At 67.8% G+C, this 13,590-nt stretch carries 14 protein-coding genes; 6 read left to right on the forward strand and 8 right to left on the reverse strand.

The window, feature by feature from the left end; genetic code table 11:
• Positions 1-178: 178 nt before the first annotated feature.
• The 7 genes from ACJ8AT_RS07395 to ACJ8AT_RS07425 form a co-directional block, all read right to left on the reverse strand.
• On the reverse strand, positions 179-742 hold the full coding sequence (locus tag ACJ8AT_RS07395; protein WP_407736965.1) for an imm11 family protein: 564 nt from the start codon (positions 740-742) through the stop codon (positions 179-181).
• Positions 743-763: 21 nt separating this feature from the next.
• Positions 764-2,113 (reverse strand): AHH domain-containing protein, encoded by a 1,350-nt coding sequence (locus tag ACJ8AT_RS07400; RefSeq protein WP_407736920.1) that lies wholly within the window; start codon positions 2,111-2,113, stop codon positions 764-766.
• A gap of 150 nt (positions 2,114-2,263) precedes the next feature.
• Complete coding sequence (locus tag ACJ8AT_RS07405; RefSeq protein WP_407736921.1) at positions 2,264-3,136, reverse strand: metal ABC transporter permease; 873 nt, start codon at positions 3,134-3,136, stop codon at positions 2,264-2,266.
• A complete protein-coding gene (locus tag ACJ8AT_RS07410) occupies positions 3,117-3,932 on the reverse strand; it encodes a metal ABC transporter ATP-binding protein (RefSeq protein ID WP_407736922.1) in 816 nt (271 codons plus the stop codon). Before ACJ8AT_RS07410 ends, ACJ8AT_RS07405 begins: the two co-directional genes overlap by 20 nt.
• 2 nt (positions 3,933-3,934) lie before the next feature.
• Positions 3,935-4,858: a metal ABC transporter substrate-binding protein gene (locus tag ACJ8AT_RS07415; RefSeq protein WP_407736923.1), complete on the reverse strand. Its 924-nt coding sequence runs from the start codon at positions 4,856-4,858 to the stop codon at positions 3,935-3,937.
• 24 nt (positions 4,859-4,882) lie between these two features.
• A complete protein-coding gene (locus ACJ8AT_RS07420) occupies positions 4,883-6,253 on the reverse strand; it encodes a zinc-regulated TonB-dependent outer membrane receptor (RefSeq protein ID WP_407736924.1) in 1,371 nt (456 codons plus the stop codon).
• A 67-nt stretch (positions 6,254-6,320) separates the two neighbouring features.
• A complete protein-coding gene (locus tag ACJ8AT_RS07425) occupies positions 6,321-6,743 on the reverse strand; it encodes a hypothetical protein (RefSeq protein WP_407736925.1) in 423 nt (140 codons plus the stop codon).
• A gap of 103 nt (positions 6,744-6,846) precedes the next feature.
• Here ACJ8AT_RS07425 and ACJ8AT_RS07430 point away from each other — a divergent pair, with 103 nt between their 5' ends.
• From ACJ8AT_RS07430 to ACJ8AT_RS07455, 6 genes are all read left to right on the forward strand, one after another.
• Positions 6,847-7,191 carry a Rieske (2Fe-2S) protein gene (locus tag ACJ8AT_RS07430; RefSeq protein WP_407736926.1) on the forward strand — a complete coding sequence of 115 codons (345 nt, stop codon included), beginning with the start codon at positions 6,847-6,849 and terminating at the stop codon, positions 7,189-7,191.
• A gap of 91 nt (positions 7,192-7,282) precedes the next feature.
• Complete coding sequence (gene folE, locus ACJ8AT_RS07435; RefSeq protein ID WP_407736966.1) at positions 7,283-7,840, forward strand: GTP cyclohydrolase I; 558 nt, start codon at positions 7,283-7,285, stop codon at positions 7,838-7,840.
• Positions 7,837-9,267, forward strand: a complete 1,431-nt coding sequence (locus ACJ8AT_RS07440) for an FAD-binding oxidoreductase (RefSeq protein ID WP_407736927.1) — start codon at positions 7,837-7,839, stop codon at positions 9,265-9,267. Before folE ends, ACJ8AT_RS07440 begins: the two co-directional genes overlap by 4 nt.
• 223 nt (positions 9,268-9,490) lie before the next feature.
• Entirely contained in the window at positions 9,491-10,243 is a 753-nt protein-coding gene (locus ACJ8AT_RS07445) for an RNA polymerase sigma factor RpoD/SigA (RefSeq protein WP_407736928.1), read from the forward strand.
• Positions 10,244-10,423: 180 nt separating this feature from the next.
• Positions 10,424-11,164 (forward strand): tetratricopeptide repeat protein, encoded by a 741-nt coding sequence (locus ACJ8AT_RS07450; RefSeq protein WP_407736929.1) that lies wholly within the window; start codon positions 10,424-10,426, stop codon positions 11,162-11,164.
• Positions 11,161-13,029: an AMP-dependent synthetase/ligase gene (locus tag ACJ8AT_RS07455; protein ID WP_407736930.1), complete on the forward strand. Its 1,869-nt coding sequence runs from the start codon at positions 11,161-11,163 to the stop codon at positions 13,027-13,029. Before ACJ8AT_RS07450 ends, ACJ8AT_RS07455 begins: the two co-directional genes overlap by 4 nt.
• A gap of 272 nt (positions 13,030-13,301) precedes the next feature.
• On the opposite strand, the gene tatA is transcribed toward ACJ8AT_RS07455, so the two are convergent.
• Positions 13,302-13,541, reverse strand: a complete 240-nt coding sequence (gene tatA, locus ACJ8AT_RS07460) for a twin-arginine translocase TatA/TatE family subunit (RefSeq protein ID WP_407736931.1) — start codon at positions 13,539-13,541, stop codon at positions 13,302-13,304.
• Between the last annotated feature and the right edge of the window lie 49 nt (positions 13,542-13,590).

The raw sequence follows: 13,590 nt of genomic DNA on the forward strand, positions 1-13,590 counted from the left end.
GGGCGTTCCGGGCACAGCCGGCCATCAGAGCCATGAGGCAGCACAGCAGGATTCGCTGGGACACAGTCGCTCCAGGGCGGACGGTTGACGCAGGAACGCTCCCTCGCACCGAGACATATCGGGTTGGGAGGGGCGGCTCGAGCCGTTGATCGTGGACGAATTCCGGTCGCCCGTGTCATCAGACCTCCTCGAACCGCGTGCCGGTGGCGCCCATGCGCTCCAGGGAGTCCTTGAGCTCCCCCGAGACGATCAGCGAACTCCGCCACCCCTCCAGACGGAACACCCGAGCGGCTCCCACCTTGCTCTTGTCGATGCGCAGATCTCGCACGGAGGCATACTGGCCGACCTTATGAGATACCCCGTCCTCGTGTGTCCAGAGCCGAATGCGGGACGCCTTTTCGTCGATACAGCGAATCAGGCGTGTGGCAACGAGGATGAGGTACTGATCCGGGTGGCTCGCCACATCCACGGGGATCAGTTGCACGTCGTCCGGGGCCAGCTCCGCGAACAGGGACGCGACCCGGACATGGACCACCGGGACGCTGACGTTCGCTTCGGTGTAGTCCAGTGGCTTGCCCGCGATCTCAACGGGGATTTTCAAGCGTTCCTGGAGATGAACGGGTTCCCCGCGCCTGAACATCCTGTCATCTACCTTCTGTCCGTGACTGTCTGTCGGCGTGTCCAGGTGCCAGCGGTGCGGGAAGCTCATCTCGTCGGATAGCTCGAAATAACGCTTGGGCATGGACTCCATCTAGCGCGGGGGCTACCGGGTGACGAGTTGGTTCAGTTCTGCTCCAGGGGTGGCAATCTCCTTGGCCAACGCTCGGAGTGCTCCAGTCAACGCCTGACGGCACTCGACGACGGTGCGACAGGTTTCCGTGGCCTCGGTCAGTTCCTTGAGGATGATTTGGTGATACCGCTCGGGGTGCGGTCCGTAATGCCCCGGCAGAGGCATCTTGTTCGCCGGGTCCTCCAGCGACATTCCCGCCTTGGCGAAGATCTCCCGGAACCTCGGCGTCCACGGGCCTCCACGTCGCGTGTCCTTGTCGTTGCAGACGGTGGCGATGTGGTGCGTATCGACGCAGGGGCCGTTGCCGCCGCCGGGCCGCCCCGCCATGGCCACCGCCGTGGCCGACAGGGTGATGGTGGCACCGTCGGCGCTGACCTCAAGCTCCTCCACCGCCCCCAGCGCGGGCAGCGAGAAGCCCACCTGCCCCTCGGCCTGCATGGCCACCTGTGCCGAGCCGGGCAGCGTCGGCACCGTCGCCGCGAACTGCTGAGCCGTCGCCCCAATGGCTGCCACCAGCAACATGGCGAGAGCGCGCGCGGACTCTCGCCCGAGGAGCTTCCCGAAGCGCTCGCCCGCATCGCGGAGCTGCTCGAAGGTGGTGGCTGCATTGGCCCCCTCCTTCAACTCCATCCAGCCCGTCACCAGGTCGCGGAGGGTGGCGTAGCCCACATAGAGGATCATCCCCACGCCCAGGGCCGCCACCAGCGCCGGAGCCACGGGATTGAGCACAAGGATCAGCAGCATGGAACCCAAGGTCCAGAGGGCCGCGCTGAGGAGCGCGCGGAATTCCACCATCTCTCCCAGCGCCTTCTTCAGCTCGTCCAGCACGGGGCTCTTGCTCAGGGCCAGCGCCCAGATGTAGCGGCCTTGCATGTCCAGGTAGCGCCCTGCCACCAACGCGCCCCCGAGACAGTCTCCGTAGACGTGGTGGGCGCTCTGGCACCAGAGCCGGTAGCGCTCGGCCAGCGCCAGCTCGTCCTTCGTCAACGTGCCGTCCCAGTCCCCCGGCCCGGTGGGCACCAACTTCCTGTCCTGTGGCAGGTAGAGGTAGTTGCCGCTCTGCGGGTCCAGCTGAAACGCTCGCTCCGCCGTCTGGCGCGGAGTGCCTGTCAGGTGCACCTGCCGCGCAAGGCGCCTCACGGCCTGCTGGAACTCCTGCGCCCCCAGCTCCACCGGCTGCACGTCCGCGCTCCGGGGAACGTGGACGAGGGCCCGGCCCTGGCTGGTGTGCTCCACGAGAGGGGCCTTGGGGACGCTGGCGCACCCCACGAGCAACGCCAGGAACAGTGCTTCGGCCTTCCACAGCATTCGCCACGGCAGCATGCGCCCTCCCCCGTGCGAGGAAGGAACGAAGTGTAGAGGGCTCCCTCTTCTGACCCGTTTTCCACCCGGGAGCCCGACCCATGAAGTATGGAACGTGGGGGCTATGTCACGCTAATGCCTACAACACGGGAGGCTCAACCACCTCCTGGCTCAGCGGGAGCGGAGCAGCAGCCTGCGCAGGCTCCGAAAGACAAGGGCCACCAGGACGAGCGCGCTGGAGAGCACCGTCTGCGAGCCACCGACGGGGAAGTCATACAAGAAGGCGAAGAGGTAGCCCCCGCCGCCCGCGACGCATCCGAAAACCGTGGCCAGCAGGAACGTCCACCCCAGGCGCAGGTCCAGCACCAGCGCGGCGATGGCCGACAGGGTGGAGAAGGCAAACACAGGCAGCGCGCCGAGCGCCCGCGCCGACACGCCCACCATGACGCCAATCGAGAGCATCAACACCGCGTCCAGCAGCTTCACCGGCAGCCCCTGCACGCTGGCGCCAATCCGGTCGAAGCTGGCGAAGGTGAGGCCTCGGAACCACCACAGGTGGATGACGAGGATCAGCGCGCCCACGATGGCCACATGCGCCAGCTGCTCCGGAGTCACCAGCACCGCGGTGCCGAAGAGGATGCCCTGGATGTCATGGGCCTCCTGCGCGATGCGATCTCCCACGAGCACGGCCGCGCCGCCGGCGAACGCCCAAGCCAGGCCCAGCACGCTCTCGCGCGTGAGCTTCAGCCAGGAGGGATCCGCCATCAGCAGCAGCGTGGCCAGCAGGGACAGCGCGATGGCTCCCACCGTGGGGTTCACCTGGAACCCCAGGTGGATCTCCGCGAAGAAGGCCAGCGCCACGCCCAGGCCCGCCGCCTGGGTGGTGGCGGCGCTGACGAACACCATGCGCCGCAGCACCACGTAGACGCTCAGGAAGCCGAGCACACCTCCGGCGATGAGGGCGCAGAGGATGGGATCCTGGAACAGCTCGAAGCTGGCCCGGAACTGCTCCCATTTCGAGGGGTCAACCGTGGACGTGTCCAACGTGGGATCCTGTCTTGGCGCGAGCGCAGTACTCGTCGCCGTACTGATGGCGGAAGGCCGGGTGGCAGAAGACGGTCTGCGAGTCTCCGATGACGACGGCCGGAGTCTCGCGGTCGAGGAAGACCAGGGTGTCGGCGTGCTGGGCGGCCAGCCCGAGATCATGGCTCACCACCACCACGGCCATGTTCTTCTCGCGCGCCAGCATGACCAGGCGCCGCATCGTCTCTCGCTCGGCTACGGCGTCCATGGCGGCGGTGGGCTCATCCAGCAGGACGAGATCCGCCTCGCTGGCGAGCACGCGGGCCAGGAGCGAGCGCTGCTTCTGGCCCTCGGACAGCTCGCGGTAGGGGCGCAGGGCGAACTCGCGGGCCCCCGCCGTGTCGAGCGCCGCGTCCGCGATCTTGCGATCGTGCCGTGAGGCGAAGGGGTTGAGGAAGTTCCAGCCCGCCAGGCGCCCCCAGAGGACCATCTCCTTGGGGCGCATGGGCAGCACCGAGTCGATGCCCACCGTCTGCGGCACGTAGGAGCACCTGAGCTCCGGCTTGTTCTTCACCACCCGGCCAGACACCGGGGGCTGCATCCCCAGCAGCGTCTTGAACCAGGTGCTCTTGCCGGAGCCGTTGCGGCCCACCACGGAGGTGAAGCTGCCGCGGCGGATCTGCAGGCTGAAGGCCGGCAGCAGGGGCTTGTCCCCGAAGCCCACGGCCAGGTTCTCGCAGGTCAGCAGCGGCTCGGTGGACTGGGCCTGCGAGGCGGCCGAGGCCGCGGGAGGGGAGATGGGCTCATCGGTCTTCATGCTCACCCTCCCTGGGGGGCCGCGAGGCCCTGCTCGAGCTTCTTCACCAGCCGCTCCTCGCGCTGGATGTACGTCTCACCGCCGCGGAAGTCCGCGCCGCTCGGGAGGATGACGAGGCCGGCGGGGATCCTCGAGGCGACGAGCTTCGAGGTGGAGTCCGGGTAGTACTCCTCCTGAACGACGAGCCGGGCCTTCTTCTGCTTCCCCAGCGTGAGCACCTCGGCCACGTGCGAGGGCGTGGGCGGGATGCCGGGCTTCGGCTCGAGGTAGGCGATGGTATCGAAGCCCAGCCAGTCACCGAGGTACGCCGTGGTCTTGTGGTACGAGATGACGGGCACGCCGCGCAGCGCGGCCAGCCGCTTCTCCCAGTCGGCGCGGGCCTTCTCCAGCTCGGCGCTGAACTTGTCCAGGTTGGCCTGGTAGGCGGAGGCGTTCTTCGGATCGAGCTGCGCCAGGCGCGCCTCGATGCCGCGGGCCACGGAGAGGGCGGCGCGAGGATCATGCAGGTAGTGCGGGTTGCCGCCGGGGTGCACATCGCCCTGGCTGCGGTCCACCTTGGCGGTGGGGACCTCGAGCACCTTCACGAACCGCGAGGCGTCCAGGTAGCCCGGGTTGCCGGTCTGGATCTTCGAGTTGCGAGCGCCGATCTGGAGCGTGGGCAGCCAGCCGATCTCCAGATCCAGCCCATCAACGACGAGCAGATCCGCCTTGTTGAGCGCGAGGGCGAGGTTGGGCTTGGCGTCCACGAAGTGGGGATCCTGCGTGGGCAGCGCCAGCGTGGTGACCGTGGTGTGATCACCGCCCACGGACTTGGTGAGGGCGGCGAGGTCCGGCAGGGTGGTGACGACGTTCAGGTCCGCGCGAGCGGGGAGGGCGAAGAGGCAACAGAGGGCGGCGCTCAGGGCTGCGAGACGAAGTGAGTTCATCGGAAGGTCTCCGGAAGAGAGGGATCAGAACGCGTGGGCGCCATGCGCGCCCATCACGGCTTCGAGGGTGAGGAAGACCGAGTAGTCCGGCTCGTTGCGCCAGCCCGCATGGTCGGTGGCGGCCTGCAGCCGCAGGCGGGAGAACTCGGTGGGCCAGAAGGTGACGTTGGCGGAGACGCGCTGGCGCGTGGCCGTCCACTCGGGATCGAGCGGATCCGCGGCGAGCTCGCCGTCCTTGCCATGGGCGGGCGTGCCGAACTCGTAGCGGGCGGCGGTGGCCCACCGCTTGGCGAAGCGCCAGAGGAGCTGCGCGTAGCCGTTGTAATCGGTGAGCGTGGCGTCGGGCAGGTGGCGGTAGCGGTAGAGCAGCTCCGCCTGCAGCGCGATGATGGTGTCGCTCGCCACGGTGGTGGGGCGGTACTTCAGATACACGTCCGTGCCGAAGACGTTGGTGTACGTGTGCGCATCCGTCGAGTTGGGGCCCGTCGCCGAGGACAGCCCCCACAAGAGCGACAGATCATCGGAGAGGGGGAAGAACTGCTTCACCGCTCCGGTGAACTGGAAGTCGAGCGGGGAGCCGACGGGGGCCTCCTGCTCACCGAGGAAGCTGCGCGCGGTGCCCTCGCCGTGGGCATCCGTGACCGAGCCGATCAGCTCCACATACCAGGGCAGCGGGGTGAGCCAGGACGCCTCCACGCCGAGCCCCCGGTTGCCCTCGCCGCCGAAGACGCGGCTGTAGGCGAAGGGCTGATCCACGAAGTCCCAGGCGTGCGGGTGCGTATTGTTGAGGCGGCCGAAGCGCGTGAGGAACTGGCCCGCGCGCACCTGGAGGTTGGCGGGCAGATCCAGGGTGGTGACGTAGGCCTCCTCGATCTCCACGCCATCCGGTCTGAAGACGATGTTGCTGTCGAAGCGGAGGTAGGGATCCACCACGCTGCGGACGCTCATCTCCAGTTGCTGGAAGTTGAACCCGTTGTGGGTCGGGTCATGGTCTCCCTGCTGGAGCGGCTCCTTGGAAGAGAAGCCCGCGAGCGCCATATCCAGGATGAAGCTCAGATCGAGCCACTGGTTGGACAGCACCTGGGACACACCCGAGGACGCGCTCGAGCCAGAGGCCGCCGGAGCCCCGGGGGCCTCCGCTGGAGTGGAGCCCGCCGCGGCCTTGTCCTTGCCCAGGGCGGCCTCGATCTCCGACATATCGGACGAGTCCGCTGGGGCGGGGGAGGTGCCCTCGGCGGGCGGCGTGCCCGTGTTCGCCGGGGGAGTGCCCGCATTGGCCGGCGGAGCACTTGGGGTGGGAGAGGACTCCTGCGCCGCGGCAGGGAGGGCAAGCAGCCAGAGAATGCAGGGAACGATGGAGACAATGCCGGCAGGCCGGCGGGAAGGGGAAGACACCTGGGAACTCCTCGGAACCGGACGCCCGAGACACGGACGTCAACCCACGACTGTCGCTTCGGGACGCTTAGGCGCGCGCCGGGGGCGACAGCTTGGGAGCGGTGGCGAGGATGGGGATGGAGGAGAGGGCTCTCGGCGGCGCGGTGGCCACCAGGCTCGTGGCCAGATACTCCGTGACCGACGTCACCGTCGCCGAGGCCTGCGCGTAGCCCCGCGTGCCTGCGGACTGCACCGGGCAGGCCTCATGGGTGGAGCGCAGCGCGTCCACGCCGCTCTGCGGGCGGACGGCCAACAGCACTGGGGCGCTGCTGGAGCCTCGGGACTGGACCTGGCCCGTACCGCGCGCCGTCTCCTCGAAGGTCTGGTGCTCCGGGCAGAAGCGGTGCGCATGCTCCCGGGAGTGAACGACCGCCACCAGCGGCTGCACGGCCCACAGCGCCACGAGCAGCGTCGCGGTGAACCTTCGGAGGGTGGAGGCGCGGTCGATCATCGAGGATGAGGTAACCTGACTGCTCTACTGGCGGACTCCCGAGGTGTCAAGGCAACCCGACGTCTCGGAGGCCCGCGGACCTGCGGTGTTGGAGATCCATCGCGTGGAGAGACAACCTTCCCAAGAATACATTCCGGTCGCTCGGCTGTCGGATCTCGACGCTCGGGGCCGGACCGTGGTGCAGGTGGACGGGGCCCGGGTGGCCATCGTCCGGGTGGAGGGCGAGCTGTTCGCCTTCCAGGACACCTGTCCCCACCGGGAAGGCTCGCTCTCGGAGGGCGATCTGGAGGGGTATGTGATGCACTGCCCCCTGCATGCCTGGCCCTTCGATGTGCGCTCGGGCCTCTGCCCCGTCATCCGAGGGGCTCGCATCCGCGTCTATCCCCTGCGCGTGGTGGGTGAGGAGATTCAGGTGGCCCCTTTCTCGGGTAGGGTGTCGGCCCCCTGACCCAACCCATCAAGGAGCACCGCCCGTGGCAAATCGCCGAGCCCCTCGCCCGCCTCCAGGCGCCACGCTCACCGCTCCGGACACCGCCGCCATGGCCTCCGCGGTGAGGGACTTCCTGCGCGCCGCGGGCCTGCCGCTCTCGGATGCGAACCTCGTGGACACGCCCGAGCGCGTCGCCGAGGCCTGGGTGAGCGAGTTCCTCGACGGCTACGCGCGCACCCCCGAGGAGGCGCTCGGGGAGAGCTTCCCGGCGCCGCCGAACTCCTCGGGCGAGCTGGTGGTGGTGACGGATCTGCGCTTCCACTCGATGTGCCCGCATCACCTGCTGCCCTACGAGGGCCGCGCGCACGTGGCCTACGTGCCCGGCAAGCAGGTGGTGGGCTTCGGGAGGCTCTCGGCGCTGGTGGACTGCTTCGCCCACCGGCTCATCCTCCAGGAGGAGCTGGCTCGGCAGGTGGCGGGCTCGCTCGCTCGGGTGCTGAACAGCCCCGCCACGGCGTGCATCATCGAGGCGAGGCAGGCGTGCCTGCGCCTCCGGGGAGACAAGCAGCGCGACGCCGTCACACACGTGGAGGCCTACGAGGGGCGGCTCCGGAAGGATGGAGCCTTGCGCCGCGAGCTGTGGACGCGGCTGGGGATGCAGCGATGAGCATGCCGTCGGAGAAGACCTTCCCGCGCGTGGAGCCCGAGCGCCTCGAGCGCGCCTGGACCGCGCTGATGGAAGTGCTCTCCCCCGCGCAGGTGCGCCGCGACGAGGACACCCGCGCCCAATATTCCCGCGACGAGTCCGACAGCGGCATCTACCCGCCGGACATCATCGTCTTCCCGGAGAACACGGCGCAGGTCTCGGCGGTCTTCAAGACGTGCCAGGCGCTCGGAGTGCCGTTCACTCCATGCGGAGCGCGCAGCGGCAAGAGCGGTGGTTCGCTGCCCCTGCGAGGGGGCGTGGCGGTGAGCCTGGAGCGCATGAACCGCATTCGCTCCGTCTCCGTGGAGGATCTCACCGCCGTGGTGGAGCCCGGGGTCATCACCGGCGAGCTCATGAAGGCAGTGGAGGCCGTGGGCCTGTTCTACCCACCGGATCCCAACTCGTGGGAGTTCTGCACCATGGGCGGCAACATCGCCGAGAACGCGGGCGGCCCCCGAGCGCTCAAGTACGGCGTCACCCGCGACTACGTCATCGGCCTGGAGTGGGTGCTGCCCAGCGGCGAGGTCCTCCGGGTCGGCCGGCGCACCATCAAGGGCGTGGCGGGCTACGATCTCGTGGGCCTCTTCGTGGGCTCCGAGGGCACGCTCGGCGTGGCCACGGAGATCACCGTCCAGCTCATCCCCAAGCCCAAGCACGTGATGACGGCGCTCGTCATCTTCGACTCGGTGTTCACCGCGGCGCGTGCGGTCACCGCCGTGCTCGCCTCGGGCATCCTGCCGCGGACCCTGGAGCTCATCGACGATGTGGCCCTGCGCGCCGTGGACGGCCGGGGCTTCCACTTCCCACCGGGCTCGGGCTCCGCCGTCATCATCGAGGTGGACGGCAACGTGGAGGACGGCCTGCTGACCGAGCTGGCTCAGGCCGGAGAGATCTGCGAGCGCCAGGGAGCCACCCAGACGCTCGTCGCCCAGAACGAGGAGCAGCGCGAGAAGCTCTGGGCCGCCCGGCGCGGCGTGTCCCCGGCCTTACGCGCGCTCAAGCCTCACAAGATCTCCGAGGACATCGCCGTCCCCCGCTCGCGTATTCCCGAGATCATCGAGAAGCTCAAGGCCATGGGCGCCGAGCTGGGGCTCATGGTGGCCACCTACGGCCACGCCGGCGACGGCAACCTCCACGCCAACATCCTCTACGAGGGGCCTCACCAGCGCCCACTCGTGGAGACGGCTATCCGACGCATGCTCGAAATGACGGTGGAGATGGGGGGAACGATCACCGGCGAGCATGGAGTGGGACACGCCAAGCGGGACTACCTGGCCCTGGAGCAGCCCCCCGCGGTGCTCGCACTCCAGCGAAGCCTCAAGTCCTTCTTTGATCCATCAGGGCTGCTCAATCCCGCGAAAATGTTTCCCGATCCCGAGCGTTTCTAAAGACACGGCAGCACGAGGAAACGCGCCGGTCACAACGTCCCACGGTTTCTCAACCGGTGAGAGACACGCGAAGACGTCACGGACCTGTCACCCCCTTAGCAGGCGAAAAATTCCCTGCACTGGAATGAGAAACCCTTTCGCTCGTTGCGCGTCTTAGAGACATGCGGCGCGGGTGGGAGTGACAGCGCGTCGGAGAGGCATCTCGGAACGGAGGTCGGGAATCATGGCCAACACGACGAAGTATGCGGCGGAAGGCCTGTCGCACTACCTGCGTCATCTGGGCGGGCACCAGCAACTGACGCGTGAGCAGGAATACGATCTGGCGAGGCGGGCCCGCAAAGGTGAAGAGGCCGCTCGGCAGACCCTGGCAACTTCCAACCTGGCGTTCGTCGTCGCGGTCGCCAAGAAGTTCGCCAGCCGGGGCGCTCGCCTGGACGATCTCATCCAGGAGGGCAATGTCGGTCTGATGAAGGCGATCGAGCACTTCGATCCCAAGAAGAATGTCCGCTTCGCCACCTACGCCGTCTGGTGGATTCGGGCCTACATCACCCGCTACTTGAAGGACAACCGCAGCCAGGTACGCGGAGGTGAGTCCGAGCGTGGCAGCATGGTGGACTTCTCCCTGGACGCCTCCATCGACGAGGAGGGAGAGACGACGTTCCTGGATCGGCTGGAGGATGGCGGCCCGTCGCCGCAGGAGACCTTCCTGTCGCGCGAGCAGGACGAAGAGGTGCAGGAGGCGCTGGCCAAGGTGCGCAAGCGCATTGGGGATCTGGGGTGGGACATCCTCCAGGAGCGGCTCACCCAGGACAAGCCGCTGACGCTGGAGGAGCTGGGCCAGCGCTGGGGCGTGTCGCGTGAGCGCGTGCGCCAGGTGGAGCTGAAGACGAAGAGCTTCCTCGAGCGGTACCTCTCCGCCTTCAACCAGGACGAGGAGCAGGAGAACGCCGACGGCTTGGCCGCCGACGCGGCTTGACTGCCGGCCTGATCCTTCCGAACTCCTTCCACCCTCGACAGGGCGGTTCCCCGGAGCAGGTTCCGGGGGCCGCCCTTCTTGTTTTCCGGGGGTTGCCCCATGGAGCGGGCCGGGAGGACCCCACCCGACATGTCAGGTCGGGTTGCTGGCCAGCGAGCGCGCGTGTTAACACCGCCGCCCATGCGCCTGATTTTCCTTGCCCTTTCCCTGCTGCTGGCACTCCCTGCCCAAGCGGCGACTCCCGAGCTGCTGGCGTCCCTGGATGCGCTGTTCGCCAAACGAGAGGATGCCGCCGCCAGCAAGGAGCTGGAGGACACGCTCAAGAAGGAGCTGCAGGCGGCTCCGGAGGATTACGAGCTGCTGTGGCGCTCGGCGCGGCTGCTGGTGTGGCAGGCGGATGGCGCCGGCGATGACCGGCTGAAGAAGGTGCTCGGCAGGCAGGCGTGGGACACCTGTGAGAAGGGCGTGAAGGTGGCCCCGCAGCGCGTCGAGTGCCAGTACCTCGCGGCCGCGGGCATCGGCACGTACTCGCAGGCGGTGGGCATCCTCAAGGCGCTCAAGGAGGGCCTGGAGGGCAAGTTCAACGAGCGGCTCGACGCGGCCATCAAGATCGATCCCACCTTCGACAACGGCGCGCCCTGGCTGGCCAAGGGCCGCTACCACTACGAGCTTCCCTGGCCGAAGCGCGATCTGGCCGAGTCCGTGAAGTTGTATGAGAAGGCGATCGAGAAGTTCCCCGGCAACCTGCGCGCTTACCTTTATCTGGCCGAGACGTTGCTGGCGGACGACAAGGCGCAGAAGGCCAAGGAGGCGATCCAGAAGGTGAAGCAGGGCAGCGTGGCGTACGATCCGCCGGAGGGCCGGCGCGTCCAGGAGCGGGCCAAGGCAGTGGAAGCCAAGATTGCGAAGGAGCTGGAATGAGAGCGGAGAGTTCGATGACGGCGCCGGCCCCTGCCGCCGCCGGGGCGGCGACGAAGAACCTGGTCGAGCTGCTGATCCACCGGGCCCAGGAGTCCTCGAAGGTCGCCGTCACCCACAAGAAGGACGGCAAGTGGCAGGAGGTGTCCTGGAGTGAGGTGCTCCAGCAGGTGAAGACGCTGTCCGCGGCGCTGCTGGCGCAGGGCGTGAAGCCCGGAGATCGCGTGGCCATCTTCGCGGGCACCTCGCTGCAGTGGCTGGTGTGCGATCTGGCCATCTCCGCCGCGCAGGCCAGCACCGTGCCCATCTACTCGTCCAACACCCCGGACGAGGTCCGCTACATCCTCAACCACTCGGAGACGACGCTGCTCTTCGTGGACAGCGACGAGAAGGACGCCAAGCAGGCCGGCCGGCTCTCGCGCGTGCGCCAGCGGCTGTCCGAGTGTCCCTCGGTCCAGAAGGTGGTCATCTTCTCGGGCGAGGCCTCCGGGGACCGGGAGATGACGCTGGCGGACCTGTTGGCCAAGGGCCAGGCCGCGGAGCAGGCTCAGGCGAGCACCTTCGAGCAGCGGGCCAGCCAGGTGAAGGCCGATGACGTCTGGGGCTTTGTCTACACCTCGGGCACCACGGGCGATCCCAAGGGAGTGATCCTCACCCACGGCAACTGGGCCTACCACGCCGAGGCGGCGCGGCAGATCGGCCTGATGGAGCCGGGCGACGCGGTGATGTTGTTCCTGCCGCTGGCGCACGTGTTCGCGCAGGTGGTGAAGGCGGCGTGGCTGGGCATGAGCTACCGGCTGATCATCGCCGAGTCGGTGGACAAGCTGATGCCCAACCTGGTGGAGACCCGCCCCTCGGTGCTGCCGGCGGTGCCGCGCGTCTTCGAGAAGGTCTACAACAACGTGGTGTCCAACGGCTCGGCGGCCCCGGGCATCAAGGGCAAGCTGTTCCGCTGGGCCTTCAGGCTCTTCGACGAGTACACCGAGGCGAAGATGCAGGGCCGCGAGTACAGCTCGCTGGGGTTCGCGCTGGCCCAGAAGCTGGTGTTCAGCAAGGTGCGCAAGACGCTGGACGAGAAGCTGGGCGGCAACATGCGCCTGTTCGTCTCGGGCGGCGCGCCGCTGTCGCGCAAGATCGCCTACTTCTTCGATCTGCTCGGCTACAAGGTGCTCGAGGGCTACGGCCTCACGGAGACCTCCGCGCCCTGCAACTGCAACCGGCCGGACAAGATCAAGATCGGCACGGTGGGCCCGCCGCTGCCTGGCACCGAGATCAAGATCGCCCAGGACGGTGAGATCCTCGTGCGCGGCCCGTGCGTGATGAAGGGCTACTACAAGAACCCCACCGCCACCGCCGAGGTCATTGAGCCGGATGGCTGGTTCCACACCGGCGACATCGGCGAGCTGGACGCGGATGGCAGCCTGCGCATCACCGACCGCAAGAAGGACATCATCGTCACCGCGGGCGGCAAGAACGTGGCGCCGCAGAACATCGAGAACACGCTGAAGACGTTCCCGCTGGTCAGCCAGGCCATGATCTACGGCGACAAGCGGCCGTTCCTGGTGGTGCTCATCACCGTGGCCGAGGACTCCGCTCGCAAGCTGCTGAAGGAGAAGGGCGTCGAGGGCATCGCCTACGCCGATCTGGGCAAGCGGCCCGAGATTCGCGCCGCCGTGCAGGAGATCATCGGCAAGGTGAACGAGGAGATGCCGCCCTACAGCACCCTCAAGAAGTTCGAGATCATGGAGCACGACTTCACCCAGGAGAGCGGCGAGCTGACGCCGACGCTCAAGGTGAAGCGCAAGCTCTGCAGCCAGAAGTACGCGGCGACGATCGAGAAGCTGTACGAGGGCAAGAGCGCCGACTGATAGAGGTAACCGCTCGGGTTGAGCCGCTCCGGACGCTGGGAGAGACGGGCTCAACCCGCGCGAACCGCGCTATTCCGATCAGCCGTGACGGCAGGAGAGTGCCCAGCACTAGCAGGAGCGGTAATGGAAGGAGCAGGCCCGCGCAGGCACTGATGAAGGTGCGCCAGGTCATCCGCCGCACTTATGACATTCCGCATGGGAACGACAACGCCCGGCCTCACCTCGGGGCAGCGAGGTGGGTCGGGCGTTCAAGCTTCAGGGGAGAAGAAGGCTCAGCCCTGGTGGCTGGCCGACTTGGCCGAGGCGTTCGAGTCCACCGTGGTGGAGCTGGCGAGCGTCCCGTTCGAGTGCTTCTTCTCCTCGGGCGCCGGATCGGCCTCGTTGAAGCCGCGCTTGAAGTTGCGGATGGCGCTTCCGAGCGACGCCCCCAGCTGCGGCAGCTTCGAGCCGCCAAACAGCAGCAGCAGCACCGCGAAGATCAGCAACAACTCCGGCATCCTTAGACCGCCCATGGACCACTCCTGGAAGTAAGCGCGGGCAGCATACCGGCCCCAGCCGTGG

This window comes from Hyalangium sp. (genome assembly GCF_045802625.1).
In the GTDB taxonomy this organism is placed as follows: Bacteria; Myxococcota; Myxococcia; order Myxococcales; family Myxococcaceae; genus Hyalangium.

Excerpts from the sequence above, each read along its gene's own strand:
- ACJ8AT_RS07395 (WP_407736965.1), bottom strand. The coding sequence starts at position 742 with ATGCCCAAGCGTTATTTCGAGCTATCCGACGAGATGAGCTTCCCGCAC.
- ACJ8AT_RS07400 (WP_407736920.1), bottom strand. The coding sequence starts at position 2,113 with ATGCTGCCGTGGCGAATGCTGTGGAAGGCCGAAGCACTGTTCCTGGCG.
- ACJ8AT_RS07410 (WP_407736922.1), bottom strand. The coding sequence starts at position 3,932 with ATGAAGACCGATGAGCCCATCTCCCCTCCCGCGGCCTCGGCCGCCTCG.
- ACJ8AT_RS07415 (WP_407736923.1), bottom strand. The coding sequence starts at position 4,858 with ATGAACTCACTTCGTCTCGCAGCCCTGAGCGCCGCCCTCTGTTGCCTC.
- ACJ8AT_RS07425 (WP_407736925.1), bottom strand. The coding sequence starts at position 6,743 with ATGATCGACCGCGCCTCCACCCTCCGAAGGTTCACCGCGACGCTGCTC.
- folE (WP_407736966.1), top strand. The coding sequence starts at position 7,283 with ATGGCCTCCGCGGTGAGGGACTTCCTGCGCGCCGCGGGCCTGCCGCTC.
- ACJ8AT_RS07440 (WP_407736927.1), top strand. The coding sequence starts at position 7,837 with ATGAGCATGCCGTCGGAGAAGACCTTCCCGCGCGTGGAGCCCGAGCGC.
- ACJ8AT_RS07445 (WP_407736928.1), top strand. The coding sequence starts at position 9,491 with ATGGCCAACACGACGAAGTATGCGGCGGAAGGCCTGTCGCACTACCTG.
- ACJ8AT_RS07450 (WP_407736929.1), top strand. The coding sequence starts at position 10,424 with ATGCGCCTGATTTTCCTTGCCCTTTCCCTGCTGCTGGCACTCCCTGCC.
- ACJ8AT_RS07455 (WP_407736930.1), top strand. The coding sequence starts at position 11,161 with ATGAGAGCGGAGAGTTCGATGACGGCGCCGGCCCCTGCCGCCGCCGGG.
- tatA (WP_407736931.1), bottom strand. The coding sequence starts at position 13,541 with ATGGGCGGTCTAAGGATGCCGGAGTTGTTGCTGATCTTCGCGGTGCTG.